The organism is Flavobacterium sp. ARAG 55.4, from assembly GCF_051846875.1.
Lineage (GTDB): Bacteria > Bacteroidota > Bacteroidia > Flavobacteriales > Flavobacteriaceae > Flavobacterium > Flavobacterium plantiphilum.
Map to the genome: position 1 here is coordinate 15,663 of NZ_JBPYCT010000018.1, position 25,432 is coordinate 41,094.

Consider the following 25,432-nt stretch of genomic DNA (forward strand, 5'->3'; position numbering starts at 1 on the left):
TAGTATGAAATGGAAAGGAAGAAGACAAAGCGGCAATGTTGAAGACCGCAGAGGAATGTCATCGGGCGGTAAAACAATCGTAGGAGGAGGAATCCTGGGAATTATTATTTTATTAATAAACGTTTTTGGAGGCGAAAATGCGCAAATGATTACTCCTGTACTAGAACAGCTAAATCAGGGACAAAATCAAAACACTACTGAACAAAGAGATTTAACAGCAGCAGAATTAGAAGAACAGGCATTTGTAAAAACAATTCTTGCTGACAATGAAGATGTATGGTCTAAAATTTTTGAAGAAAACAATCTTCAATTCAAAAATCCCAATATTGTATTATTTAGCGGAGCAGTACAAACTGCTTGTGGAAATGCTTCTTCTGCTTCAGGTCCTTTTTATTGTCCGGGCGATCAGAAAGTTTATATGGATTTGACTTTTTTTGAAGAACTGAAAACAAAATTTGGAGCGCAGGGAGGCGATTTTGCCACTGCTTATGTGATTGCTCATGAGATAGGACATCATGTTCAGACGTTATTAGGAACATCTGCAAAAATGAGACAGATGCAGCAAGGAAAAAGCAAAGCGGAAGCCAATAAATTATCCGTCGCTCTGGAATTACAGGCTGATTTTTATGCCGGTGTCTGGACGCATTACAACCAGCAAATGAACAATATACTGGAAGATGGTGATATTGACGAGGCTTTGAGTGCTGCGCATGCCGTGGGAGATGATGCCATTCAGGCTAAAATGCAGGGCCATATTGTTCCTGAATCTTTTACACACGGGACTTCTGTACAGCGTAAATACTGGTTTATGAAGGGGTATAGATCAGGAGATATCAAACAAGGAAATACATTTGAAGAATTAGGACTTTATTGAATTAAACTTTCATTTTCCCAAATAAAAAAAATAGCTTAACTGATTATCCAGTTAAGCTATTTTTTTATTAAAAATCTTTTTATAGCGTATTGTTATAAGTATTCTCCGTGTTGAGAGATATCCAGACCTAATTCTTCTTTATCTTCAGTTACTCTTAGAGGAGTAATTTTATTTACAACAAAAAACAAGAAATAAGAACCTACAAATGCAAATACAGATACCATAATTAAAGCTGTAAACTGATTGATAAACAAAGTAGACTCACCAAAAATAAGTCCCTGATCAGTAACTGCAGGATTTATAGCTTTTGAAGCAAAAACTCCTGTTAACAACATTCCAACCATTCCGCCTACACCGTGACAGGCAAATACATCCAATGCATCATCAATTTTTCCTTTTGGAAATTTGCTAACCATAAAATTACTCACCACACTACTAAATAATCCAATAAAGATAGCGTGAGGTATGCTTACAAAACCAGCAGCAGGAGTAATCGCAACTAAACCTACAACAGTACCTATACAAGCTCCCATAGCTGATAATTTATGACCTAAAATTTTATCCATAAATACCCATGCCATTCCGGCAGCAGCAGCAGCAACAGTTGTTGTACCTAAAGCCTGAACTGCTAAACCATTAGATGCTAATGCAGAACCTGCGTTAAAACCAAACCATCCAAACCACAATAAAGCAGTACCTAATAAAACGTAAGTGATACGGGCAGGATTTACTTTTTGTACTTTTCTTTTTCCTAAAAACATTGCACCCGCAAGAGCTGCCCATCCGGCACTCATGTGTACTACAGTACCTCCTGCAAAATCAAGTACTCCCATTTTAAAGAAATATCCGTCTGAATGCCAGGTCATGTGACATAAAGGCGTATAAATAAACAGAATAAATAATACCATGAATAAAATATATGCCCAAAAACGTACTCTCTCAGCAAAAGCACCAGTAATTAAAGCCGGTGTGATAATCGCAAATTTAGCCTGAAATAAAGCAAAAAGCATAAAAGGAATTGTTCCCCAGGCAGTATTAATGTTTACATTCTGAAACATAAAAAATTCCGTCGGATCACCAATTAATCCATTGTAAGAAGTACCAAAAGACAAACTAAAACCAATAACAACCCATAATATTGTTACAATAATCATCGCTACAAAACTTTGTAACATTGTACTAATAACATTTTTTTTACCTACCATACCTCCGTAAAAGAAACCTAATCCGGGAGTCATTATTAATACTAATGCCGTAGCAACAATCATCCAGGCAGTATCTCCTGTATCAAAAACCGGAGCCTCTGATGGAACTGTATTTGGTGTTAAAATAAAACTTGAAAATAGTGTAATGACCAATAACGCAATCATTATAACACTTAAACTGATTTTTCTCATTATTTTTTTGGTTTAAATTTTCGCCAAAAATATAAAATGATTAACAACCCCCGTAAAATTCAACCCGAAATATTTTAATTTTTATTATTAATTTAGTTTACCCCCTAAAAATTTAAGGGTACAAGCTATAAAAGATTCAAAAAATAACGATTTGTTAAAATTACCTTTTACCAAAGTCATCTATAACCTCATTAAAAATAAAATCTCATTCATTATTTTACAATAAAAACTCACAGAATTAATTTTTACTCAATCGTTTTATCGATATAATCAGAATTTAATAAGTAAAGTGCGCCCATATATTTTAAATTAAAAGAAATAAGTTCTCCTATCTGGTAGTTTTTCTTAGAATGACTGATATCGATCACCAGCATGTCTGAACTGGCATCAATAATAGTTATCTCGTCATCTTCAGGGATAAGATACTGTGGCTGCATATCTAACAAACCAACATCCAGAATAGCTCTTAGCGAAGTACTGCTAAAATCTTCTGTTTGTTCCATCGAATAAGTATTTCCTGCTACATTTTCTCCTAATTCTCCGGTGGGAGTATCGGGCTTTTCGGTAATTTCAATAATTTCAGCAAATAATTTAAAAACATCATTATGCATTCCTTCAATAGTATCTCCGGTAAAGAGGTCTTTTCCAAAGAATAGAGCTTCTCCAATTCGAAAATGATTCACAGCCATAGGACGTGCATTTTTTAAAATTAACGGAACCGCAACAGAAGTTCCTCCTGAAACCCACGGGATTTCAATATTAAATTTAGCTTCGATAAGCTGTTTGTATAAACTCAACTGAATCAACTTATCCTGAGTAGGCATAACACCGCTCAAACAATTGAGATTGGTTCCTATGCCGCGGATTTCAATGTTAGGTAAACTTAAAATAGATCCGTAAAACTCAACTAATTCTTCTCCCATAACCCCTTCACGTAAATCCCCCATTTCAATCATAATGATAATTTTATGGGTTTTATGCTGCTTTATAGCTTCTTCAGAAAGCATCTGAATGGTGTAGAATTCCGTATTGAAACTCACATCCGCATAGCGAACAATGCTTTCAATACTTCTTTTAGCTGGCGGCTTAATATAAACCGTCTGAATATCCGGATTTAAGGATTTAATCTTTCTTAAATTGCTAACCCGAGAATCATGAATTTCTTTGACTCCTAAAGCAATAATTTCTTTTAAATATATTTCATTACCACATAACATTTTAGATACTACTCCCCAATTGATTGCTCTTGATTTAAAAATAGTATCCAGAAATTGATAATTTTCTTCTAATTTTTTTCTATATAATTTTACAAATGCCATCAGTCAGTAATTTTTCGGGGAATCGTTTTCGAGATTCGAGTTAATAATTCATAATTGAGTTGGTTGCTGTAATCACAAAATGAAGCAATGGTTATAGCCAGATCATTTTGATTGCCTATTAAAACCACTTCTTCTTCTTTTTTAATACTTTTAATATCTGTAACATCTACCGCTACCATATTCATGGTAACCAGTCCTACTACCATACAGCGTTGTCCCTGTACAAGTATGCGACCGTGATTACTTAAGGATCTGCTGTATCCGTGGGCATAACCAATAGGAATTACTGCAATTTTCATGTTCTTTTTAGCCATAAAACTCGTTCCATAACCTACAAAATCACCTGTTTTTACTTTTTTAATACTCATTACTGAACTTTTCCAGGTTATGATGCGGCGTAAAGGATCCTGTTTTATTTTTTTAGTATTCAGATAAGCAACAAATACTTCCTGACTGGGCCATAATCCATATTGCATAATTCCTATCCGTACCAGATTCATTCTTGTTTCAGGAAACATTATTGCTGCTGCTGAACAAGCAGAATGTACCATTTCGGGCTTTAATTCATTTTTTATTAAATACTGATAAATTTCGTCAAAATATTTGATTTGCTTTTCAACTCTGTAATAATTAGCAATACTTTCGGCTCCGGCATAATGTGTACAAAGTCCTTTAAAAATAAGATTCTTTGCTTCTTTTTTCAAAATTGCAATTACCTCTTTTAATTCTGATTTTTCAAATCCGGTTCTGTTCATTCCGGTTTCAGTTTCAATATGTACAATGGCTTTTTTATTCAGCTTTTTAGCCACTCTTACAGCACTGACAAGCCTTTTTTTATCAAAAACAAAAAACTCAATATCATTTTGAATAATCCACGACAAATCTTCTTCACTGATGAATCCCATGATTAAAATAGTGACTTTATCAGATAAAACAGCATGAACCTGCCTTGCTTCATCAGTATCAAAAACTGAAAAATGATTAATCCCGCATTCAGATGCCATCACAACAAATTCGGATATTCCATGACCATAAGCATTCCCTTTAACAACTGAAGAAAGAATTCTCTTTTTTCCAAATAATTGTTTCAAAAATGTTATGTTATTTTGATATGCTGAACGGCTAAGTTCTATAATTGAATTTGTCTGCATCTGTAATTTGTTTACTTATATGATGAAAAATACTTATACCTGTTTGTAAAATCTCATCCTCAAAATCATAATCGGGATTATGCAGCGCCGGCTTTTCTTTACCTATGCCTATCCCAAACATGGCACCTTTGTATTTTTGTGTAAATAGTCCAAAATCTTCTCCCCAGCTAAACGGAGTTTTCTTTTCTAAAAGCGCCAAACAATTAGAATTTGCAGCTACTCGGACTAAATCAACCGCAGTACTATTATTTTCATTAGCTTCAAAAGTCTGAACCCACTTTATACTTATACCCAGTTTATATTCATCAGCAATACTTCTGGCTTTTTCTTCTAAATAACCCGCAATATTTTTCATTTCCACACTGCTGTCACTTCTTACTGTAAAATGAATCTCTCCTGCTCCAGCCGACACACCATAAGCTTTTTTACCCATCCGGATATGTACAGGAGTAATAATACAGTATTTAGGTTTCTTGCTGTCAGGCTGACTGTATTTATTGTATGCTGAAAGTATTGCTGCAATTGCCTGTGCAGGATTAATTCCTTTTTCGGGTTCAGCAGCGTGCGCTGTAATTCCTTTTAATTTTATAATAATACTGTTTACGGCACAGGTAAAGGTGTTGTTTTTTACCACAATCTGATTCTTAGGATAAGCCGGTAAATTGTGTAAAGCAAAAACATAATCCGGATTAATGGATTTGAATTTCGTATCTGAAAGCACTTTTTGCGCACCGCTTCCATCCTCTTCCGAAGGTTGAAATAATAAAAATACAGCGCCTGTATCCGGTCTTTTTAAATGTAATTTTATGGCTAAACCGCATAAAATAGCCATATGCCCGTCATGACCACATTTATGTGAAACTGCTTTATGTACAGAACGGTGCTCAAAATTGTTTATTTCTTCAATAGGTAAGGCGTCCAGTTCACAACGAAATAATACCGTTTTGCCTGGTTTTTCGCCGTTGTAAGCAGCAATAATTCCGGTTCCTCCAATAGCAGTGATCATTTCATCGGGTGGAAATTGTTTTAAAAAAGAAACAATTCTGTTTGCTGTTGCAACTTCTTTTCCGGAAACTTCAGGATGCCGGTGCAATTCTTTACGAAATGAAATTAGGGTATCCAGATACTGATTGAAAGATTCCATTTTTGCTTTATTTAATGAGACGCATTTCTAAATATTTATTTGTAAATCCTAATTTTTCATAAAGCTTTCGGGCCGGATTATCCGGTTCAACATGTAGTGCAATATCTCCTTCGGCAATAGAAATCGCTTTTTGCATTAAATTTTTACCGTATCCTTTACCGCGCAGGCTGTTATCGACTGCAATATAAACCAGTATATTTTCAGGAATAAATCCCTGCATACCGGTATTGTTTAAAATCACAGCCCCTACAATCCGGTGGTCATCAATCCCCAGTATAATATTCCCTCCTTTTTCAGGATTCATCACGTAGTCAATACATTTTAGAATATCTTCTGTTTTGTCGCCATATTGTTCCAGATGAGTATAGAGAAACTCAGCGACAGCCTGATTGGAATAAATTTTATCTTCTCCTGATATATAATTAATTATTTTGAAGTCCATTTTGTAATTGTTTATTATTATGATAAATTGATAATAGAATAAATAAAATAAGTGAAATACTTATTCCATAAATGTTGGCATCCAGATTTTTAGAAAGCCTGATTCCTAAAGGTAACTCATTTTTTGTAATTATCAGCAAAATTGTAACTGCACCGCCTGACAACATACTCCAGAATGCTGCAACAGGATGGCTTTTTTTCCAAAATAAAGCTCCTAAAACCGGGATAAATAAGCCCGAAACCATAAAAGCATACGAATAAAGCATCAGTTCTAATACATTTTGCATTTGGGATGCTAATAAAATGGCAAATAATCCCACGAGCAAAGTAACTATTTGCGAAAGCTGTAACTCTTTTTTATGAGTGAGTGCTTTTTTAGAAAACTTAGCCATGATATCAGTCACAATATTTCCCGAAGCAGCCATCAGGCAACTGTCAGCTGTAGAAAGTATTGCCGAAAAATAGGAAGATAACATCAGCCCCATTAAACCCACCGGCAGAATAGTAGCTAATAAAACAGGTAATCCCATTTCACTATCCATAGTTGCTGCATCAGTAATTCCCTCAAACATTCCCTGAGTGGCAGCAACTTTAGCAAGCATACCTAATATAACGCCCATAAAAGCCATTATTGGCCATTCAAAAACACCTGCTATCAACCAGGCTTTTTTGGCTTCTTTTTCTCCTTTACTGGCATAAATCCGCTGGTATAAAGTCATCCCTACAAACCAAATAGGAATAATAGTAACCGACCAGTTTATAATTTGGTAAACAGAAACATTTGACATTGATAAATACTCCGGAGCCAGAGTGCTTTTGATAGCATCATAACCACCTACCGCATTATAGGCTACCGGTATTCCAATAAAAACCAATCCTCCAATAAGGATTAACCACTGAACAGTATCGGTATAAATAACTGCTTTTAAACCGCCTATTGAGGTATATGCTACTGCAATAACTCCCATGACAATCAATGCCGTCTGAATATCTAATTCCGGAATTGTCGCCGAAGCTAATTTGGCTCCAGCCAAAACCTGAGAACTGGTAAAACCTACATAACCAATTGCGGATATAATTCCTGCCAGGAATGCCACTTTTCCATTATAAAAGTGACTAAAAATTTGAGGAAACGTAAAAAACTTATGCTGATGTCCCAGCCTGCTGATGGTGGGGATTAAAAACACTGCACTCAGCCAGGCTCCCAGTACACCCGTAAATAACATCCACGAACCTGATAATCCCATGGTAAATCCTAAACCTCCCAAACCGATAGAAAATCCTCCTCCTACATCAGTAGCAACTACTGATAATCCAATATGCCAACTGCTCATTGTTCGCCCACTTACATAAAAATCTTCAGCTGTTTTGTTTTTTTTAAAGAAATATACACCAACTCCCAGCATAGCCAGCATATAAACAAAAAAGATTACATAATCTATTATGTGCATTTTTTTTAATTTTCAAGATTATTAAAAGCCTGTACAAGGAATTTTTCCAAAAGGCAAAGATGTAGCATGCTACAAAAGGTGATTTTTAAAATTATTTCAGGAATAATGAAACATTAGAAAAGGCTAAAAAAAACGATAGAAAAATCAGTTTTTGCCGTTTAAAAATCAATTAACGAATGCAAATATAGGAAAAACATCCCAAAAAATAACATTTATTCAATTCCGGCTTGGTTAAGAAATCATTATTATCCCTTAAAATACATTACTTAACTATTATTTTTTTATTCAAAACTCACTAATATTCTGTCTTTTGTATTTTAAAATTCACTATTTTTAAAAAATTATACTACAAAAAAATTCCCGCATCAGTATCATTAATTCTGAAAGCAAAAAAGTATCTTAATTTATAAAAACAATGAAAAACAAAGACATTATTAACTGGGGAATTATAGGACTTGGAAATATTGCACATCTGTTTGCAAAAGAACTAAAATTAGTAAAAGGAGCTAAACTCGTAGCAGTAGCATCAAGAAGTAAAGAGAATGCAGTTGCTTTTGCGACAACTTATCAATGTCCAAAAGCTTATGATTCTTATGAAGCTATTATGAATGACAACAACATTGACATTCTTTATATTGCAACTCCACATGATTCTCATGCAGAACTTACTATAAAAGCATTAGAAAAAAACAAGCATGTATTGTGCGAAAAACCAATTGCACTACGGTATGAAGATGCTGAAAAGATGATTGCAACTGCTGTAAAACACAATAAATTTTTCATGGAAGCTTTCTGGACCAGATTTAATCCTTCTTTCAGAGCGGCTTTCGCCAAAATAAAACAGGGAGAAATAGGAACTCTTCGGTACATCAATGCTGATTTTGCGTTCTATGCTGAAGAAAAAAAAGGGAACAGAATGTTTGATTTAAAAACAGGTGGCGGTTCCTTAATGGATATTGGAGTTTACCCGTTATTTCTTGCTTATACCCTCTTGGGAATTCCTAAAAATATTTATGCAAAATCCATTTTTCATTCCTCTGGAGTAGATACACAAACCGCTATGATTTTGCAATACAAAGAAGCACATGCTGTATTATATTCCGGAATTTCACATACTTCTAATGTAGAAGCCACTGTAAGCGGAACTAAAGGCCGAATTAATCTGAATTCTATGTGGCATATGGCAGAATCTTATACACTGATAAAAGATGATGTCAAAACTATTTTTGAGTTTCCAACCCAAGAAATGGGATACCTTTATGAAATTGAAGAATGCCATGAATGCATTAGAAATAATGCTCCCCAAAGTAATTTATGGTCACATAAAAACAGTTTAGAACTCATGAAAATTGTTGAAGAAGTAAAAAATCAAATAGGATTACAATTCTAATTTAAGCTCAGCTAATCATTTTATAATACCATTTTATGTTAATAAAAGTATTTGGAAGCGCCGTTTTTGGTGTAGAAGCAACTACCATCACTATTGAAGTAAATATCGACAAAGGTGTGGGATATCATTTAGTGGGTTTGCCTGATAACGCAATCAAAGAAAGCAGTTATCGCATTGCAGCGGCTTTAAAAAATAATGGTTACATGTTGCCCGGCAAAAAAATAACTATCAACATGGCTCCCGCCGATTTACGCAAAGAAGGTTCTGCATACGACTTAACTCTCGCATTAGGCATTCTCGTTGCTTCGGGACAAATTAAAGGAGACGAAATTGACAAATACATCATCATGGGCGAATTATCGTTAGACGGAAGTCTGCAGCCCATTCGAGGTGCATTGCCTATTGCCATTAAAGCCAAAGAAGAAGGTTTTAAAGGTTTTTTTCTGCCAAAACAAAATGTAAAAGAAGCCGCTATTGTAAAGGATTTAAATGTGTATGGGATTGAAAATGTACAGGAAATAATTGATTTCTTCGAAGGAAACGGTAATTTAGAACCCACACACATTGATACCCGCGCCGAATTCTACAAAGATTTAGATTTTCCTGAATTTGATTTTTCAGATGTCAAAGGCCAGGAAAGCATTAAAAGATGTATGGAAATTGCCGCTGCCGGCGGACATAATATTATTTTAATTGGTCCTCCAGGAGCAGGAAAAACCATGCTGGCCAAACGTTTACCCAGTATTCTTCCGCCAATGACTTTACACGAAGCTTTAGAAACTACCAAAATCCATAGTGTTGCCGGCAAATTAAAAGAAGTTGGTCTTATGAATCAAAGACCTTTTCGCAGTCCGCATCATACTATTTCAAATGTAGCCCTTGTAGGCGGCGGCAGCTATCCGCAGCCCGGAGAAATTTCTATGGCGCATAATGGGGTTTTGTTTCTGGATGAATTACCGGAATTCAAGCGAGATGTTCTTGAAGTAATGCGTCAGCCGCTGGAAGATCGGGAAGTAACGATTTCCAGAGCCAAATTTACGGTTACTTATCCTTCTTCATTCATGCTGGTTGCCAGTATGAATCCAAGTCCGAGTGGCTTTTTTAATGATCCGAGTGCTGCCCAAACCGCTTCGCCTTATGAAATGCAACGCTATTTAAGTAAAATTTCAGGACCTTTACTGGACCGGATTGATATTCATATTGAAGTAACTCCCGTTCCTTTCGAAAAACTATCCGACAATCAAAAAGCGGAAAACAGTATGACCATTCGCAAACGGGTAACAGCAGCGCGTGAAATTCAATCAGAGCGATTCGAAAAGATGAATAACATCCATTACAATGCTCAAATGAGTACTAAACACATTCGGGAATATTGTGTTTTAAATGATGAATCAAAATCATTACTGAAAAACGCTATGGAACGCTTGAATCTTTCAGCCCGGGCATACGACAGGATTTTGAAAGTAGCCCGTACTATTGCAGACTTAGAAGCTTCCGAAGCTGTCGCATCCCATCATATTTCCGAGGCTATTCAGTACAGAAGTTTAGATAGAGATGGCTGGTTAGGATAGTGATAAGGTTTTGCAAATTCTTCGCCTTTGAGATAGTGATTTGCGGTTTTTAATCGCAGCAATTTGAATTTCATATCCGTCAGAGACTGACGAACACATCCTCAAAGTCAGAGACTTTGCGGAGCGGGACACGGATTGCAAATCCGCTATCGGGAATTTTGAGAAGTAATTAAAAGAATTTATAATTGTAGACCTCGATTAATTGAATAAATAATATCAAAAAGTTCATCAGGAATTCCAAAGTGCTTTATACCACATTTTTTGCATTCCTCGGTATTACTTGTTTTGTCCGATTCAAATTTATCGAATTGTGGTTTTACTTTTGTAATATAATGATACTTAATTGCAGATGTTAGAAATGACTTGTCTTTTGCAGGTATATTTTCAGAATTGATTGATGTAACTAATTCATTAATCAGTGAGATATAATATTTAATATTCTTTACTTGGTAAAACCTGTTTGAATAATCTAAATCGTGATGTGTATCTGCCTGTAGATAGCCACTTAAATATTTAAAAATTGCTTCACTTCCAGTTATAACACCTGAAGTTTTTTCAGTCTTTCCATTTCCAACTTGTTTATTTCTCTCATACGAAAGGCTGAATTCTTCAATATCTTTAATAATAGTTTCCAGTTGATGTTTTAAGTATGTTACAACCTTAGATTCTTCATCACTTTGTTTTTGTTCATCAAGCTGTTTTTGAATTAACTTATTCGCTGTAACTTGTTCTTTCAGTGCAAAATATACTAATATTGACCCTAATATTCCTGTAAATGGTGCGGTGATTCCGCCTATAGTGCCACCAATATTATTTGTATTTGAAGAAGTAAAATCAACACCAAAGCCAAAATGTGTGAATAGAAATGGTGTAATAACTATTAACAGAATACCTGCAAACATTATCCATAATACAGTTTTTTCGTTTTTCATTTATTTATTTGTTATTGGAATTATGGCTAATGTATGATTTTAGTAGTTTGATTTTTACAAGTAATAAATTTTTTATTAACTGATTGTTCAACAAATTTTAAAGATTTTGTTGTCTGCATTTGTGTTTGTATGTCTGTTTTTGAAGAAGTTTAAAATGGTTTCTGAATTTGCTTGTAAAAGTCACAACCGAAACGAAAAATATCAGTTTTGGCAATATGGAAATCATCCTGAAGAAATTTTCTCAGAAAAGTTCTTTTGGTCGAAATTAGATTATATCCATTTGAATCCTGTTCGGGCTGGAATTGTTTCAAAAGCTTCTCATTATACTCATTCCAGTGCTTCTAATTATGTTGATGACAATGGAGTTATAGCCATTACAAAAGTAGATAATCCGGTAATAGATGTTTTGAAACATCAAGCGATAAGTACAATTTATAACTGGTAAGGAAGGTCAGAGACCTTTTATCACATCCTCAAAGTCAGAGACTTTGCGGAGCACAATTAAATTAGAACTTCGCTATCCCCGCTTTCAGCCAGTTGTAATATTCCTTAACACCCACATAACTAATTGTTGGTTTTGCGGTATTCAAACTGTTTCCTTCTAAATCGGTTAATACATACAAAGGCTGCGTATTGGTTTTATATTTAGAAATCATAAAATCAGTCCATTTATCGCCTATCGTTTCAATTTCTGAACCTGTTGTTGGAGAAATAAATTGTTGTGCTTTTGGTAATTCTCTTTTGTCATCCACATAAAGTGAAATCAGCACAATTTCGTTATTCAAAATAGGTAAAACGCTGGCGTCAGACCAAACATTATTTTCCATCTTTCTGCAGTTTACACAGGCATAGCCTGTAAAGTCAAGCATGATGGGTTTATTTACTTTTCTGGCATAAGCCAAACCTGATTGATAATCTTCAAAAACTACTATCCCATGCGGACCTATTTTTGCTCCATCCGGTAAATCCATTTTAGTATTGCTTACGTTAGAACCACCTAGTCCCATTGGGCTTTCGCTGTATTGCATTGGTGGAGGAAATGCGCTGATTATTTTCAAAGGTGCTCCCCAAAGTCCCGGAATTAAATAAATGGTAAAAGTTAAAACCAATAATCCCATTCCTAATCGTCCCACGGAAATATGTGTCAACGGACTGTCGTGTGGTAAGGTTATTTTTCCAAATAAATACAACGCCAAGGTTCCAAAAATAGCAATCCAAATAGCTAAAAAGACTTCTCTTTCTAAAATGTGCAATTGTAAAACCAAATCAGCATTCGATAAAAATTTAAAAGCCAAAGCCAGTTCTAAAAATCCTAAAAATACTTTTACGGTATTCAGCCAGCCTCCTGATTTTGGTAACGAATTCAACCAACCCGGAAATAAAGCAAACAGCATAAATGGTAAAGCTAATGCCAATGAAAATCCAAACATTCCAACAATTGGCCCTATAACACCGTTTGTGGCAGCTTCAACCAATAAAGAACCAACAATAGGTCCTGTACATGAAAATGAAACAATAGCTAAAGCCAAAGCCATAAACAAAATGCCTACAATCCCGCCTTTGTCTGCCTGATTGTCTACTTTATTAGCCCAGGAATTAGGCAACATAATTTCGAAAGCACCTAAAAAAGAAGCTGCAAAAATCACTAATAAGATAAAGAATCCAATATTAAACCACACATTCGTGGATAATGCATTTAAAGCATCGGCTCCAAATATCCATGATACTAAAAAACCCAGCGAAACATAAATTACTATAATTGAAATGCCATAAATAACAGCATTTCTAATTCCTGCCGCTTTGGTTTTACTTTGTTTGGTGAAGAAACTCACCGTCATGGGAATCATTGGAAACACACAAGGAGTCAGCAAAGCCGTAAAACCAAATAAGAAAGCAACCAGAAATACTGACCATAAACTCCTTGGAGCATTTGGTACACTTTCGGGCAAAGTCACTTTTTCAACAGCTTCTGCTACATTACTTTCACCAAGACTTGGCACAACCGAGTCTGTTTTGATCGTATCGACACGCTTTTCATTTGCAACAGAACTATCTTTAATACTATCCTTTTTTATGGGTGCAACAACTGCGGTTTTAGCAGCAGGAATCTGAAAAGTAAATTTCTTAGACTGATTGATACACACTTCTTTACATACTTGGTAATTAAGTTCCACTTCAACCTTATTTAACTTTGAGTTAGTCAATTTAATTTCTTGCTTAATTTGAGCTTTTCCTTCAAAAAAAGTTTCGTCTACCTCAAAAATATCGTTGTAAGCAGTTTTTGTTTTGCTCTCTTTGGCTTTGCCAATTAAATTAAAATTTCCTTTCTGATTTTTAAAAACAACTTCCATAGCCAGTGGTCCTCCATCGGGAGTAAACTGCGAATACATGTGCCAGTCTTTCTCAATTACCGCATTAAAAGTCAATACAAAAACACCTTCTGATTTCTGTTCTATTTTGGTAGTCCATTTAACTGGATCCAGAATTTGAGAATTTACATTGGTAAAAACCAAAAAAGCGGTAAGAATAAATACTAGTTTTTTCATTATTGCAAAGCTATTTTTAATATATTTTGTGTGGAATCATCTGTCCTGAACCGCTCATCCTGCCGGATACCTATTACCCATACAATTTGATTTCCGGACCATAAAACCCAGCAATTTTCTTTTTCTAATAAAGATAATTTTTCGTCTTTAAAAAGCTTACTCAGTTTTTTAGACTTCCCATTCATCCCAAATGGCTGAAAAGAGTCGCCTTCCTCCCATTTTTTTAAAACCAATGGATAAACTAATTTATCTTCGTCCACAAATATAACTGAATTTGATGCAGCTGAAATGTCGTCTACTTTGCAAAAAGCAAGATTTAAGGGAATATTAACTTCTGTAACATTTTTTTCTACAAAAAAGAACTGTTCTGGTTTATCTATTAGCAAAGCACTCAAAATTAAGGATTCTCTGTCCTTTAATAGCCTGTAATGAGGCGAAAAAACCTGTTTTCCTGACTGACTTTCTACCAAAGCATATACATCCTCCCAAGCTGTAAAACCAAATTCATGCAGCCACTGATACAAATACGATTTATAATTAGGCAGTCGTAACAATTGCTTTAAATCAAAAATAATCATTTCTTCATCTTCTTTTGCAACCTGCTGATACACCATAATACTCGCGTCTTCAACTAATTCCTGAGATTCTTTTAAATAAGACTGCGTTTTTTGAAAAGAATCGATAAACTTCGGATTCAGTTCTTTTAGCAAAGGAACTAGATGATGTCTGATTTTATTACGCAAATATTTATCGGAGGCATTACTGCTGTCTTCCCGCCACTGAATAGTATTTTCCTTAGCATAGTGGTCAATTTCCGCTCTTGTAAAAGGCAAAAGCGGACGGATAATTTTATTATTCCGGGCCGGAATTCCAATTAACCCTTCTAAACCGGTTCCCCGACTCAGGTTAATCAAAAAGGTTTCTATATTATCATCAGCATGATGAGCCGTTAAAATGTAATCGTAATTTTCTGTTTCCAGCAATTCATAAAACCAATTATAACGCAATTCACGGGCTGCAATTTGAGTCGAAAGTTTGTAATCATTCGCAAATGCTTCGGTATCAAACTGAGTTAAAAAAAGTGGAATTTCATTTGCATCAGCATATTGACGAATAAAATCCTGATCTCCAAAACTTTCTAACCCACGTAATTGAAAGTTACAGTGACACAATCCAATAGAGTATTTTAACTGATGTAATAAATGAACTAAAACCATACTGTCAATTCCGCCACTTACAGCCAGTAATAATTTGCTGTTTTCCAAAAAAGGGAAATTTTTATTCAGATGTATTTTGAGTCTTTCAAGCATGGATTAAAAATTATAAATTTATTTCAAAACTTCAAACATTGCTTTGGCTTTTAGCAAACATTCTTCGTATTCCTTTTCAGGAACAGAAAGTGAAGTGATGGCACTTCCTACTGAAAACGATAAATACTGATTCTGCTGATTGTATAAAATACTCCGAATTACGACGTTAAAGTCAAAATTACCTTCAGGAGTAAAATAACCCACAGCTCCACTGTACAAACCTCTTTTTGTTTCTTCCAGTTCTTCAATAATTTTCATCACCGAAATCTTAGGCGCACCCGTCATACTCCCCATTGGAAAAGTATACCTTAAAGCATCAACAGCAGTATATTGCGTATCCAGTTTTGAAGTAATAGTTGAAATCATTTGATGCACCTGTAGGAACGAATATATACCACATAATTCCGTCACCTGCACCGAACCTTTTTGTGCTGTATGCGATAAATCGTTGCGAACTAAATCGGTTATCATAATGTTTTCGGCACGTTCTTTAGCATCAGCAGCTAATCTATTTTTGGATTCTTCATCTTCTATTGGATCCAAAGAGCGTTTCGCTGTTCCTTTTATAGGTTGGGAAATCAATACATCACCTATTTTTTTTAAATAGCGTTCCGGTGATGCGGACAATAAAAACTGCTTATGATTTTTAAAAAACACGGCAAATGGTGGCTTTGAAATTTCATTGAGTCTTAAAAAAGTTTCAACAGGCTTAATATGTGCTTTTTCGGCATAGAATTCCATACAAAAATTAGCCTCATACAAATCTCCGTGATGAATATATTGAAGCATTTTAGATACTTTTTCACGATAAGCTTCCGCTGAAATTCGTTGTTGAATATGAACATCCAAATCCAATTTTTCTAAATCAATTGTAACTGATTTGATTTCTTCCCAATCGGCTTCAAATTCATCATCACAAAAATTTAAATATTTAATTTCGAGTTGGTTTCCTTTAGCCAGAAAAAGTTTTTTAGGCTGAAAAAAAAACAGATCAGGAAATTCCAATCCATCAAAATTATCAGATTTTAAATTTTCTGTATCATTTTTTAAATCATAGGATAAATAACCAAAAATCCAGTCTCTGCTGGTTTGCTGGTACTGTTTTAAATCTTCAAAAGCATTAAAATAATCTGTTTTTATAGCTGTAAAAGCATCAACGGCCAGAATCCAATCATAATTAGAATAGTCCTGCTGATATTCATTACTATCCATAAAAGTCACTTCTCTAAATTGTTGTGACCATAGTAAAAGCTGTTTTTTGAAATCAGCGAGTTGCGTTATGTCTTGTATAAAAGATGTTCTCAAAGTAATTTTTTAAAAAAGTAAAATTACAATAAAAACCCGACTTATTTTATTTGTCAAACAGCTTAAAGTATTTAGTAAAACATTTTGCTTATTGCAATAAAAAGCAACTTACAAAATAGATTCGTTATCAAATTAACATTTTAATAAATAATAATTATTTAAAAAAGGAAAAACCAGTTCTTTTTTTTGTAAATTTACAATAAGATGAAAACAAGACCTGTATTTTGACTTGTTATTACATCTCAATATTGTAGTTTTTCTAATTTGCACGGTTATTTAGGGAGAGATTATACGAAGAATGGAGGTGTCAGACCGCAACAGATATTTTTTGATTTGTTAACCCATAAACCTATATATCATGAAAATCGCAACCCTTATTGTTCGTTCTCTGCTAGGGATATTATTTCTCTTTACTTCGGTTAGTTATTTTTTACACCTGAATCCAGAACCTGCATCTACAGGAGACTTTAAAGCATTTCAGGTTGGTCTTGTAGCATCAACTTATCTGATACCTTTAGCCAAAAGCATTGAATTACTTTGTGGTTTATCCTTTGTGACAGGAAAATTCACCACTTTGGCTAATATTATTATTTTTCCGGTAATCATCAATATTTTACTGATTAATTACTTTTTAACCCCTGAAAATTTACCCATTGCAATTGGTATTTTTCTAGCCAATATTTTTCTGATTTACAGTCATTGGGAAAATTATAAAGGATTATTTAAAATGAATGGTTAAATATAAAAACAAGAAACCCGTCTCGTTAAAAATGAGACGGGTTTCTGTTTTATAAAAACGTATATTTTAAACGTGTATTGCTCTGTTATCAGTTGCTGCTAATGCCGCTTCTTTTACCGCTTCCGCAAATGTAGGATGCGCGTGAGACATTCTCGAAATATCTTCAGCCGATGCTTTGTATTCCATTGCTACAACCGCTTCAGCAATTAAATCAGCTGTTCTTGCACCAATCATATGAATACCTAAAACTTCATCTGTTTTCGCATCAGCAAGAATTTTCACAAAACCATCTAAATCAGCACTTGCTCTTGCACGTCCTAATGCTTTGAATGGAAAACTTCCTGATTTATATGCTACTCCAGCCGCTTTTAATTGTTCTTCTGTTTGTCCCACAGCTGCAACTTCCGGCCAGGTATAAACTACTCCCGGAATTAAATTATAATCAATATGTGGTTTTTGACCCGCTAAGATTTCAGCAACCATAGTTCCTTCTTCTTCTGCTTTGTGAGCTAACATCGCACCACGTACCACATCACCGATAGCGTAAATATTAGAAGCCGAAGTTTGTAAATGATCGTTTACTTCAACTTGACCTCTTTCTGTGATTTTAACACCAGCTGCTTCAGCATTCAATCCATCTGTATAAGGACGACGACCAACAGAAACCAAGGAATAATCTCCTTCCAGTGTAATTACTTCACCTTTTTCATTTTCTGCTTTCACTGTAACCACATCTCCATCTCTTTCTACTGATTGTACTTTGTGTGAAGTATAGAATTTCATTCCTTGTTTTTTCAAGACTTTAGTCAATTCTTTAGACAAAGAAGCATCCATTCCCGGAATAATTCTGTCCATAAATTCTACTACTGAAACCTGAGCTCCAAGACGTAAATATACTTGTCCTAACTCGATACCAATAACTCCACCACCAATAATCACAAGGTGTTTAGGCACTTCTGTCAAACTTAAAGCTTCTGTAGAAGTAATGATTCTTTCTTTGTCAATTTTGATAAAAGGCAAAGAAGATGGCTTAGAACCCGTTGCAATAATAGTATGTTTAGCTTCAATTGTCTCAGAAGTTCCATCAGCTTTTGCAACAGCAACATGAGTAGCATCTACAAAAGAACCTAATCCTTCAAAAACCGTAATCTTATTTTTGTCCATCAAATAGTTAATTCCACCGGAAGTCTGATCAACAACTGCTTTTTTACGGGCAATCATTTTCTCTAAATTAACTTTTACTTCTCCTGAAACTTCGATTCCGTGATCAGCAAAATGAGCAATTTCTGCATAATGATGTGAAGAAGCCAATAAAGCTTTGGAAGGAATACAACCTACATTAAGACAAGTTCCTCCAAGTGTGGAATATTTTTCGATAATAGCTGTTTTGAAGCCTAGTTGCGCACAACGAATCGCTGATACATATCCTCCAGGTCCAGAACCTATAACGACTACGTCAAATGAATTCATAGTATATTGTTTTTTATTTATTTTTTAAAATGTCGAAGAGCAAAAATAAGGAATTAAGTTTTGTTTAAAGTTCAAAAAATAAGATATTTTGTTAGGTTTTTGTATCTGATTTAAAAAAGAAGCTTGTCGGTTAAACTAATAAAAAGTCAAAATAAACTGGATTCTTTTTAATTCAAAAAATGAAACTGCCCATTTAGACAAATTACAGATTACCATTTTTTCTCAAACTTCTTCCTCTGGGTTCATCAGCTTTATGAAGTACCGTTTCCGAATGTAAAAATTGTGCAGCTTCAGCAGAATAATGTACTTTAACTGCACTGCGGGCTAACATTTCTGATTCAAAATCATCTAAAACACGTTTTCGTATTCCTGTTTCCCGCCAGTTTGAAGCAGGCTTACATCCTTTTCCTATTGCTCGTGCCAATGCCAGAGCATCAAGTAATGCCTGATTTGCCCCTTGTCCTTTAAAGGGACTCATAGGATGGGCTGCATCACCAATAAGTGTCACTTTTCCGGATTTCTTTAATAATTCAGCATCAGGTAATTTGCGGTCATAAACAGGATAACCTGATATCAGATCCTCCTGAGTGGCAGCTACAATCTGAGGAACAGGATTATGCCATTGTGTTCTTTTACAGGCTTCTTGCTTTAACGCTTGCGGTCCCTGAGTACTCAGTTTCTTAGCCTCTTTTTCAGACAATGGAAAACTAAGCTGCCACATCACAGAATCTTCTGAATAAGGCATGATATAAATACGCTCATTTCCATTGGCTGTTTGAAATACTGTGGCCGAATCCAACAAAGAACTATCAACACCATCCAAAGCTTTCAATGGACAAATACCTAAAATCACCATACAACCTAAGTAACGCAAAGGGGTCTCATCCTCCCCAATGATCAGTTTTCGCACCGCACTACGGATACCATCGGCTCCAACCACAAGATCTGCCTGAGCATTTTTCACCACACCGCTTACGTCAAATCTTAGATCGACACCACCATTTTCAGTTTCGTTAAAATCAATTAAATTGTGTCCCCACTGTATCTTGTCCTGACCGCCAAGCTGCTCCAGCAAGGCCAATCGTAGCGACTGTCTTGCAATGTGTATGTTAGTTCGTTTAGGTGTTTTTTTAGTATCTGACTGCATCCATTTTCTCATTCCCCATTCTCCTATGACTTTTCCATCAGTGGTATGAACCAAATGTCGTGTAGAAATAACACCGGCTTCTAACGAAAAAATCCCCAAGCCCTCAATTGCTTTGCTGGCTTGCTGCAAGGTGAGTCCATATCCCTGAGACCTGCTGTCAAAACCACTGTCCCGTTCATAAATTGTAAAGGGAATCCCGCGGTGTAAACAAGCTACCGCAAGTGCTATTCCTCCTATTCCGCCGCCAATAATAGCAACACGAGGATAAGTATTATCTTCCTGGGGTGGATTTACAGCAGCAATCAAACCCGATCCTGCACAATTAATGCAGGAATCAAGGTGTGCTTTTGGAGAAACAGGAGGCGTCCCTGTTTTGTTTGATTTTTCAAAAAGCTCTAAAGCCCTTTGATAACTAAGGCGTACTTTTTTAGCAATTCTCCGGCTTTTTTTACCTTGTCCCTGACATTCTTTGCAAATAGTCCAATGAGTTGCTGTGGTTCCCGGATTTTTCATTTCTTGTACTTCCAATTATCGCAAACAACTTTTTAAAATTGTTACCGGATGCTGCGCTTTTCTGCTGGTTCCGTCAAAAATCTGATGACGGCAAGAAGTTCCCGCTGCAGCAATAACCGTATCTGCATCAGTGGTTCTTATTTTTGGAAACAAGGTATCTTCCCCCATTTGCATACTCACTTTATAATGTTCTTCTTCATAGCCAAAAGAACCCGCCATACCACAACAACCGGAATTATATATTGTAACAGTATTGTTTTTGGGCACATTCAACATACCAAAAGTAGCTTCAACGGAACTTAATGCTTTTTGATGACAATGTCCGTGAATTTTAATCTGTTTTGCAGTTGTAGAGAATTGTCCCGCATGAATTTTTCCTGCTGTAATTTCTTTTTTGAAAAATTCTTCAATCGTCAAAACGTTTTTTGCCAGTTGCTGAGCAGCCGTTTTATCTTCTGCTAATCGCAGATATTCATCTCTGAAAGTCAATATCGCCGAAGGTTCGATTCCTATTAACTGACAATCATCTGAAATAAGAGGCGCAAAAGTAGCTACATTTTTTATCGCAATCATTTTAGCTTCTTCCAGAAATCCTTTTGAAAGATAGGCTCTTCCACTTTCTTCATGTTCGACAACAACCACTTCATATCCTAATTTTGTTAATAATTCGAAAGCATCAATCCCAACATTTACATCATAATAATTGGTAAACTCATCACAAAACAAAACTACTTTTCCATTTGGATATTTCTTATTTTCATTACTATTGACATTACGATTATTATTGCTAAGCCATTTTCTAAATGTTTGTCTGGCTAACAGCGGAACTTCTCTTTCCTGTGCTACTCCCATTCCTTTTTTTACAAAAGAAAGATTCGATATAAAATTGGTAAATGATGGAAAAATACTTCCCATCTTATTCATTTTAGCATTATTGGCGAAAATTTTATTTCGAAAGGAAAAACCATTCGCTTTCTGATATTGATACAAAAATTCTGCTTTTAAGGTTGCAACATCTACATTTGACGGGCATTCACCTGCACAGGCTTTACAACTCACACACAATTCAAAAACCTCATATAATTCTTTATGATCAAATTTATTTTCTTTATCCGAATGGGTTAAATATTCGCGCAAAGCATTGGCACGGGCACGAGTAGTGTCTTTCTCATCACGGGTAGCACGATAACTGGGACATAAAGTTCCTCCTGCCGAAGGTAATTTTCTGCAATCTCCAGAGCCATTGCATTTTTCAGCAGCTCTTAAAATCCCCATACTATCCGAAAAATCCTGAATGGTTTTAATATCGGGTTCTGTTCTGTCCGTTTCAAAACGGAAGTTTTCATCCATTTTTAAGGCATTCACAATTTTCCCCATATTCAAAACTGAATTTGGATCGAAAGCTAATTTGATGCGTTTAAGTAATTCATAATTTTTTTCACCAATCATAAAAGGCAGAAATTCTCCTCTTACAATTCCGTCACCGTGTTCTCCACTTAACGAACCACGATATTTTTTGACTAAAATAGCCACTTCGGTTGCGATATTTCTAAATTGGTAAACGCCTTCTTTAGTCTTTAAATTCAAAACCGGACGTAGGTGCAATTCTCCCGCACCGGCATGCGCATAATAAATAGCTTCCTGTCCGTGGCGTTGCATCATAGCCGAAAAATCGGCAATATATCCAGGCAAATCACTCAGTTCTACCGCAGTATCTTCAATAGAATCGGCTGCTTTATCATCTCCCACAATACTTCCTAAAAGTCCCAAACCTGCTTTGCGAAGTTCGTTTACTTTTTCAATATCAGTACCATATAATTTTACCGATGCATACCCAAACTGATTGTCTTTCAAATCTTGTATCAAAGCATCAGCCTGCTTTTCAGCTTCTTCCATACTAATGTACGAAGCAACTTCAAACATCATAATCGCTTTGGGTTCACCCTGAATAAAAAATCGGTTCTTGCTTTGTTCTTTATTGTGTTTCGTACAATCTAAAATGGTATCATCAATCATTTCGCAGGTGTAAAGATGATGTTTCATAGCTACTATAACTGCCTCTAAACTTCCCTGAATACTATCAAAATGAGTTACCACCATAATATTATTCGTTGGAGGCAAATCGTCTAATTGTAATGTAACTTCAGTAGTAAACGCTAATGTTCCTTCACTTCCGCATAGAAGTTTTCCAACATTTATTGTAGATTCAGTACCGCCAAATAAATCCGATTTTAATAAAATATCAACGGCATAACCGGTATTTCGCCTGTGAATTTCCGGTTTAGGGAATTCGTTTATTATTTCCTGCTGATTGGCTTTAACAGATAATTCTTCGTATAATTTTCTATAGATCGAACTTTCAAGCGAATCACCTTTGGTTTTTTCGATAAATTCAGCCGAAGTAATGGTGTTAAAAACTGCTGTTGAACCGTCGGCTAAAACTGTTTTTATTTCCACTATTTTATCACGGGTAACTCCGTAACGAATGGAAGTGGTACCCGAAGAATTATTCCCAACCATTCCACCTATCATACAGCGGTTAGAAGTAGAAGTATTGGGTCCGAAAAAAACACCATAAGGTTTTAAATACAGGTTTAGTTCATCACGGATGACCCCAGGCTGAACTCTTACTGTTTTTTTAACGGCATCAAAAGCAATGATTTTTGTAAAATATTTAGACACATCAACAACAATACCATCACCAATAGTTTGTCCAGCTAAGGAAGTCCCTGCAGTTCTGGGAATTAATGTCGTTTTATTTTCTATAGCATAACGTACTAATTTTACAATATCCTCAGTAGTTTTAGGTAAGGCCACTGCCAAAGGAATAATTCGATAAGCCGAAGCATCCGTAGCATATAATGTTTTATGAAGATTGTCATATAAAAGCGTTCCTTCTAAGGAATCAGACAATTGTTTTAATGAATGTATCGCAGACATACTAAAAATCTATTTTGGGAGGTATTTGTAAATTATTGGCAAATATAAATATATCCATTTTTAAAAAATGATAAAATAAACTATTTAATATTTAATACGCTGCTAAAACACGAATAATAATAAACATTCCGTTTTTAGTTTTGGCAAAAAAATTGTGATACAGCAATATGGAGAAAATTAATCTTAAATTATCTTATAAACTTCGCTAAAAAAACTATTTTTGGTAACCGTAAAAACATATTATTCAATGAATCGCAAACTATTTTTATTTTCATTTATTTCTTTTTTATTAGCATCCATTAGTGTTGCTCAGGCGCAATTCAAAACATCAAATCCTAAAAATGAATTCAGAGCAGTTTGGATTGCAACCGTTGCCAATATTGACTGGCCGGTAAGCAATACCGATGCTGTTGAAAAACAAAAAGCTGATTTTATTGAAATTTTAGACGCTTACAAAAAACTGAATTACAATGTGGTTATTGTACAAATTCGCAGTGCCGGCGACGCCATGTATCCTACCAATCTGGCTCCGTGGTCTAAATATTTAACAGGCAAACAAGGTTTAGCACCTTACCCTTTTTATGATCCATTGGACTGGATGATTGCACAGGCACATCAACGTGGTTTTGAATTTCATGCCTGGTTAAACCCTTACAGAGCGACTATGGATTTGAATATTGGCGCTTTAAGCAGAAGTCACGATGTAATCAAACATCCGGAATGGATGATAAAATATGGCGGAAAATACTATTATAATCCTGCTCTTCCAGAAGTTCAGACACATTTAATGAATATTGTAGATGAAGTAGTTACTAAATATGATGTAGACGCTATACATTTTGATGATTATTTTTATCCTTACAGAATAAAAGGAGAAGAATTTAATGACACTGCTGCTTACAGAAAATATGGAAACGGTCAGAGCAGAGAAGACTGGCGTCGTGACAACGTAAATACATACGTGCAAAACACTTACAATTCGATAAAAAAAATCAAACCATGGGTACAATTTGGAATTAGTCCTTTTGGGGTCTGGAGAAACAAATCAGTAGATCCAAGAGGTTCTGACACTCAGGCAGGACAAACGAATTATGACGATTTATATGCCGACCCTATGGCCTGGATGGAAGGAAATTATATTGATTATCTTTTGCCGCAATTATATTGGAGTATCGAGCACAAAACAGCTTCTTATGCTAAATTAACCAAATGGTGGTCTGAGAATACTAATAAAAATACAGCACTTTACATAGGAAACGGAAGTTATAAAATCAACAGTGATTCTGATAAAAAATGGTTCAATCCAAATGAAATCCCAAATCAGATTGACTTAACACGTACCTATCCAAACATTAACGGGAATGCTTTTTTCAGCGCCAAATGGTTTGTTAATAAAAATCAGGCGGTTACCCAATTATTAAAAGACAATCAGTATCAATATCCCGCTTTACCTTATGTAGTACCAAATTCAAGAAGAGAAGTTTTAGACATCCCCTGTATAACTAATATCAACAATCAAACGGCAAATACTATTGTAACACTGGATTTTCCAACACAGAGTAAAATTCGCTATGTCATTGTTTACGGCTCTACAAATAAAAACCGCATTGATGTAAATAATCCAAGCCAGATTATTGATAAAATTGCTTTTAGCGAGACCAAAGACAGCATTGCGATTACTATTCCAAAATTATATTTGGAAAGACATAACAATTGCGCAGTGACTTTTGTGGATTATTTTGGAAACGAAAGCCAGGCCACTTTATTGAAAGTCAATAATTAAAACCTAACA

General features: G+C 35.2%; 19 protein-coding genes. 6 read left to right on the forward strand and 13 right to left on the reverse strand.

Annotated elements, in window-relative coordinates; translation table 11 throughout:
- The first annotated feature begins 4 nt into the window (after nt 1–4).
- The gene (gene ypfJ / locus ACSV4D_RS16885; protein ID WP_439229191.1) at nt 5–874 is read left to right on the forward strand and encodes a KPN_02809 family neutral zinc metallopeptidase; all 870 of its coding nucleotides are present in this window, start codon (nt 5–7) and stop codon (nt 872–874) included.
- Nucleotides 875–966: 92 nt separating this feature from the next.
- Here the strand turns inward: ypfJ and ACSV4D_RS16890 are convergent, their stop codons facing one another.
- From ACSV4D_RS16890 to ACSV4D_RS16915, 6 genes are all read right to left on the reverse strand, one after another.
- Nucleotides 967–2,271, reverse strand: a complete 1,305-nt coding sequence (locus tag ACSV4D_RS16890; protein ID WP_408079554.1) for an ammonium transporter — start codon at nt 2,269–2,271, stop codon at nt 967–969.
- A gap of 245 nt (nt 2,272–2,516) precedes the next feature.
- The gene (locus tag ACSV4D_RS16895) at nt 2,517–3,590 is read right to left on the reverse strand and encodes an alanine/ornithine racemase family PLP-dependent enzyme (RefSeq protein WP_408079556.1); all 1,074 of its coding nucleotides are present in this window, start codon (nt 3,588–3,590) and stop codon (nt 2,517–2,519) included.
- Nucleotides 3,590–4,741, reverse strand: a complete 1,152-nt coding sequence (alr, locus tag ACSV4D_RS16900) for an alanine racemase (RefSeq protein ID WP_439229192.1) — start codon at nt 4,739–4,741, stop codon at nt 3,590–3,592. Before alr ends, ACSV4D_RS16895 begins: the two co-directional genes overlap by 1 nt.
- Nucleotides 4,713–5,885, reverse strand: a complete 1,173-nt coding sequence (locus ACSV4D_RS16905; RefSeq protein WP_439229193.1) for an amidohydrolase — start codon at nt 5,883–5,885, stop codon at nt 4,713–4,715. Before ACSV4D_RS16905 ends, alr begins: the two co-directional genes overlap by 29 nt.
- A 7-nt stretch (nt 5,886–5,892) precedes the next feature.
- A complete protein-coding gene (locus tag ACSV4D_RS16910) occupies nt 5,893–6,327 on the reverse strand; it encodes a GNAT family N-acetyltransferase (RefSeq protein ID WP_439229194.1) in 435 nt (144 codons plus the stop codon).
- Nucleotides 6,308–7,777, reverse strand: a complete 1,470-nt coding sequence (locus ACSV4D_RS16915; protein ID WP_439229195.1) for a sodium:solute symporter family protein — start codon at nt 7,775–7,777, stop codon at nt 6,308–6,310. The genes ACSV4D_RS16910 and ACSV4D_RS16915 overlap by 20 nt, the downstream gene beginning before the upstream one ends.
- Before the next feature lie 415 nt (nt 7,778–8,192).
- Here ACSV4D_RS16915 and ACSV4D_RS16920 point away from each other — a divergent pair, with 415 nt between their 5' ends.
- Nucleotides 8,193–9,167, forward strand: a complete 975-nt coding sequence (locus ACSV4D_RS16920; RefSeq protein WP_439229196.1) for a Gfo/Idh/MocA family protein — start codon at nt 8,193–8,195, stop codon at nt 9,165–9,167.
- Nucleotides 9,168–9,202: 35 nt separating this feature from the next.
- Nucleotides 9,203–10,738: a YifB family Mg chelatase-like AAA ATPase gene (locus tag ACSV4D_RS16925; protein WP_439229197.1), complete on the forward strand. Its 1,536-nt coding sequence runs from the start codon at nt 9,203–9,205 to the stop codon at nt 10,736–10,738.
- A 179-nt stretch (nt 10,739–10,917) separates the two neighbouring features.
- Here ACSV4D_RS16925 and ACSV4D_RS16930 read toward each other — a convergent pair whose 3' ends face one another.
- Nucleotides 10,918–11,670, reverse strand: coding sequence for a hypothetical protein (locus ACSV4D_RS16930; protein WP_439229198.1), 753 nt, complete (start codon nt 11,668–11,670; stop codon nt 10,918–10,920).
- A 154-nt stretch (nt 11,671–11,824) separates the two neighbouring features.
- Here ACSV4D_RS16930 and ACSV4D_RS16935 point away from each other — a divergent pair, with 154 nt between their 5' ends.
- Complete coding sequence (locus ACSV4D_RS16935; RefSeq protein ID WP_439229199.1) at nt 11,825–12,115, forward strand: hypothetical protein; 291 nt, start codon at nt 11,825–11,827, stop codon at nt 12,113–12,115.
- Nucleotides 12,116–12,176: 61 nt separating this feature from the next.
- On the opposite strand, the gene ACSV4D_RS16940 is transcribed toward ACSV4D_RS16935, so the two are convergent.
- From ACSV4D_RS16940 to ACSV4D_RS16950, 3 genes are read right to left on the reverse strand one after another with little or no spacing between them, the layout of a single operon-like run.
- On the reverse strand, nt 12,177–14,216 hold the full coding sequence (locus tag ACSV4D_RS16940) for a cytochrome c biogenesis protein CcdA (RefSeq protein ID WP_439229200.1): 2,040 nt from the start codon (nt 14,214–14,216) through the stop codon (nt 12,177–12,179).
- Nucleotides 14,216–15,526 carry a tRNA lysidine(34) synthetase TilS gene (gene tilS / locus ACSV4D_RS16945; RefSeq protein WP_439229201.1) on the reverse strand — a complete coding sequence of 437 codons (1,311 nt, stop codon included), beginning with the start codon at nt 15,524–15,526 and terminating at the stop codon, nt 14,216–14,218. The genes ACSV4D_RS16940 and tilS overlap by 1 nt, the downstream gene beginning before the upstream one ends.
- Nucleotides 15,527–15,544: 18 nt before the next feature.
- Nucleotides 15,545–16,831 (reverse strand): anthranilate synthase component I family protein, encoded by a 1,287-nt coding sequence (locus ACSV4D_RS16950; protein ID WP_439229202.1) that lies wholly within the window; start codon nt 16,829–16,831, stop codon nt 15,545–15,547.
- A gap of 358 nt (nt 16,832–17,189) precedes the next feature.
- On the opposite strand from ACSV4D_RS16950, the gene ACSV4D_RS16955 reads away from it, so the two are divergent.
- Nucleotides 17,190–17,570, forward strand: coding sequence for a DoxX family membrane protein (locus ACSV4D_RS16955; protein ID WP_408079576.1), 381 nt, complete (start codon nt 17,190–17,192; stop codon nt 17,568–17,570).
- A gap of 66 nt (nt 17,571–17,636) precedes the next feature.
- Here ACSV4D_RS16955 and lpdA read toward each other — a convergent pair whose 3' ends face one another.
- From lpdA to ACSV4D_RS16970, 3 genes are all read right to left on the reverse strand, one after another.
- Entirely contained in the window at nt 17,637–19,040 is a 1,404-nt protein-coding gene (gene lpdA / locus ACSV4D_RS16960; RefSeq protein ID WP_439229203.1) for a dihydrolipoyl dehydrogenase, read from the reverse strand.
- A gap of 202 nt (nt 19,041–19,242) precedes the next feature.
- Nucleotides 19,243–20,700, reverse strand: coding sequence for an FAD-dependent oxidoreductase (locus tag ACSV4D_RS16965; protein ID WP_439229219.1), 1,458 nt, complete (start codon nt 20,698–20,700; stop codon nt 19,243–19,245).
- 15 nt (nt 20,701–20,715) lie between these two features.
- Nucleotides 20,716–23,640: an FAD-binding and (Fe-S)-binding domain-containing protein gene (locus ACSV4D_RS16970; RefSeq protein WP_439229204.1), complete on the reverse strand. Its 2,925-nt coding sequence runs from the start codon at nt 23,638–23,640 to the stop codon at nt 20,716–20,718.
- Nucleotides 23,641–23,887: 247 nt separating this feature from the next.
- Here ACSV4D_RS16970 and ACSV4D_RS16975 point away from each other — a divergent pair, with 247 nt between their 5' ends.
- Nucleotides 23,888–25,423: a glycoside hydrolase family 10 protein gene (locus tag ACSV4D_RS16975; RefSeq protein WP_439229205.1), complete on the forward strand. Its 1,536-nt coding sequence runs from the start codon at nt 23,888–23,890 to the stop codon at nt 25,421–25,423.
- Nucleotides 25,424–25,432 lie beyond the last annotated feature (9 nt).

Excerpts from the sequence above, each read along its gene's own strand:
- ACSV4D_RS16890 (WP_408079554.1), bottom strand. The coding sequence starts at position 2,271 with ATGAGAAAAATCAGTTTAAGTGTTATAATGATTGCGTTATTGGTCATT.
- ACSV4D_RS16955 (WP_408079576.1), top strand. The coding sequence starts at position 17,190 with ATGAAAATCGCAACCCTTATTGTTCGTTCTCTGCTAGGGATATTATTT.
- ypfJ (WP_439229191.1), top strand. The coding sequence starts at position 5 with ATGAAATGGAAAGGAAGAAGACAAAGCGGCAATGTTGAAGACCGCAGA.
- alr (WP_439229192.1), bottom strand. The coding sequence starts at position 4,741 with ATGCAGACAAATTCAATTATAGAACTTAGCCGTTCAGCATATCAAAAT.
- ACSV4D_RS16965 (WP_439229219.1), bottom strand. The coding sequence starts at position 20,700 with ATGAAAAATCCGGGAACCACAGCAACTCATTGGACTATTTGCAAAGAA.
- ACSV4D_RS16920 (WP_439229196.1), top strand. The coding sequence starts at position 8,193 with ATGAAAAACAAAGACATTATTAACTGGGGAATTATAGGACTTGGAAAT.
- ACSV4D_RS16935 (WP_439229199.1), top strand. The coding sequence starts at position 11,825 with ATGGTTTCTGAATTTGCTTGTAAAAGTCACAACCGAAACGAAAAATAT.
- ACSV4D_RS16905 (WP_439229193.1), bottom strand. The coding sequence starts at position 5,885 with ATGGAATCTTTCAATCAGTATCTGGATACCCTAATTTCATTTCGTAAA.
- ACSV4D_RS16940 (WP_439229200.1), bottom strand. The coding sequence starts at position 14,216 with ATGAAAAAACTAGTATTTATTCTTACCGCTTTTTTGGTTTTTACCAAT.
- lpdA (WP_439229203.1), bottom strand. The coding sequence starts at position 19,040 with ATGAATTCATTTGACGTAGTCGTTATAGGTTCTGGACCTGGAGGATAT.
- ACSV4D_RS16930 (WP_439229198.1), bottom strand. The coding sequence starts at position 11,670 with ATGAAAAACGAAAAAACTGTATTATGGATAATGTTTGCAGGTATTCTG.
- ACSV4D_RS16915 (WP_439229195.1), bottom strand. The coding sequence starts at position 7,777 with ATGCACATAATAGATTATGTAATCTTTTTTGTTTATATGCTGGCTATG.
- tilS (WP_439229201.1), bottom strand. The coding sequence starts at position 15,526 with ATGCTTGAAAGACTCAAAATACATCTGAATAAAAATTTCCCTTTTTTG.
- ACSV4D_RS16925 (WP_439229197.1), top strand. The coding sequence starts at position 9,203 with ATGTTAATAAAAGTATTTGGAAGCGCCGTTTTTGGTGTAGAAGCAACT.
- ACSV4D_RS16910 (WP_439229194.1), bottom strand. The coding sequence starts at position 6,327 with ATGGACTTCAAAATAATTAATTATATATCAGGAGAAGATAAAATTTAT.
- ACSV4D_RS16975 (WP_439229205.1), top strand. The coding sequence starts at position 23,888 with ATGAATCGCAAACTATTTTTATTTTCATTTATTTCTTTTTTATTAGCA.
- ACSV4D_RS16895 (WP_408079556.1), bottom strand. The coding sequence starts at position 3,590 with ATGGCATTTGTAAAATTATATAGAAAAAAATTAGAAGAAAATTATCAA.
- ACSV4D_RS16970 (WP_439229204.1), bottom strand. The coding sequence starts at position 23,640 with ATGTCTGCGATACATTCATTAAAACAATTGTCTGATTCCTTAGAAGGA.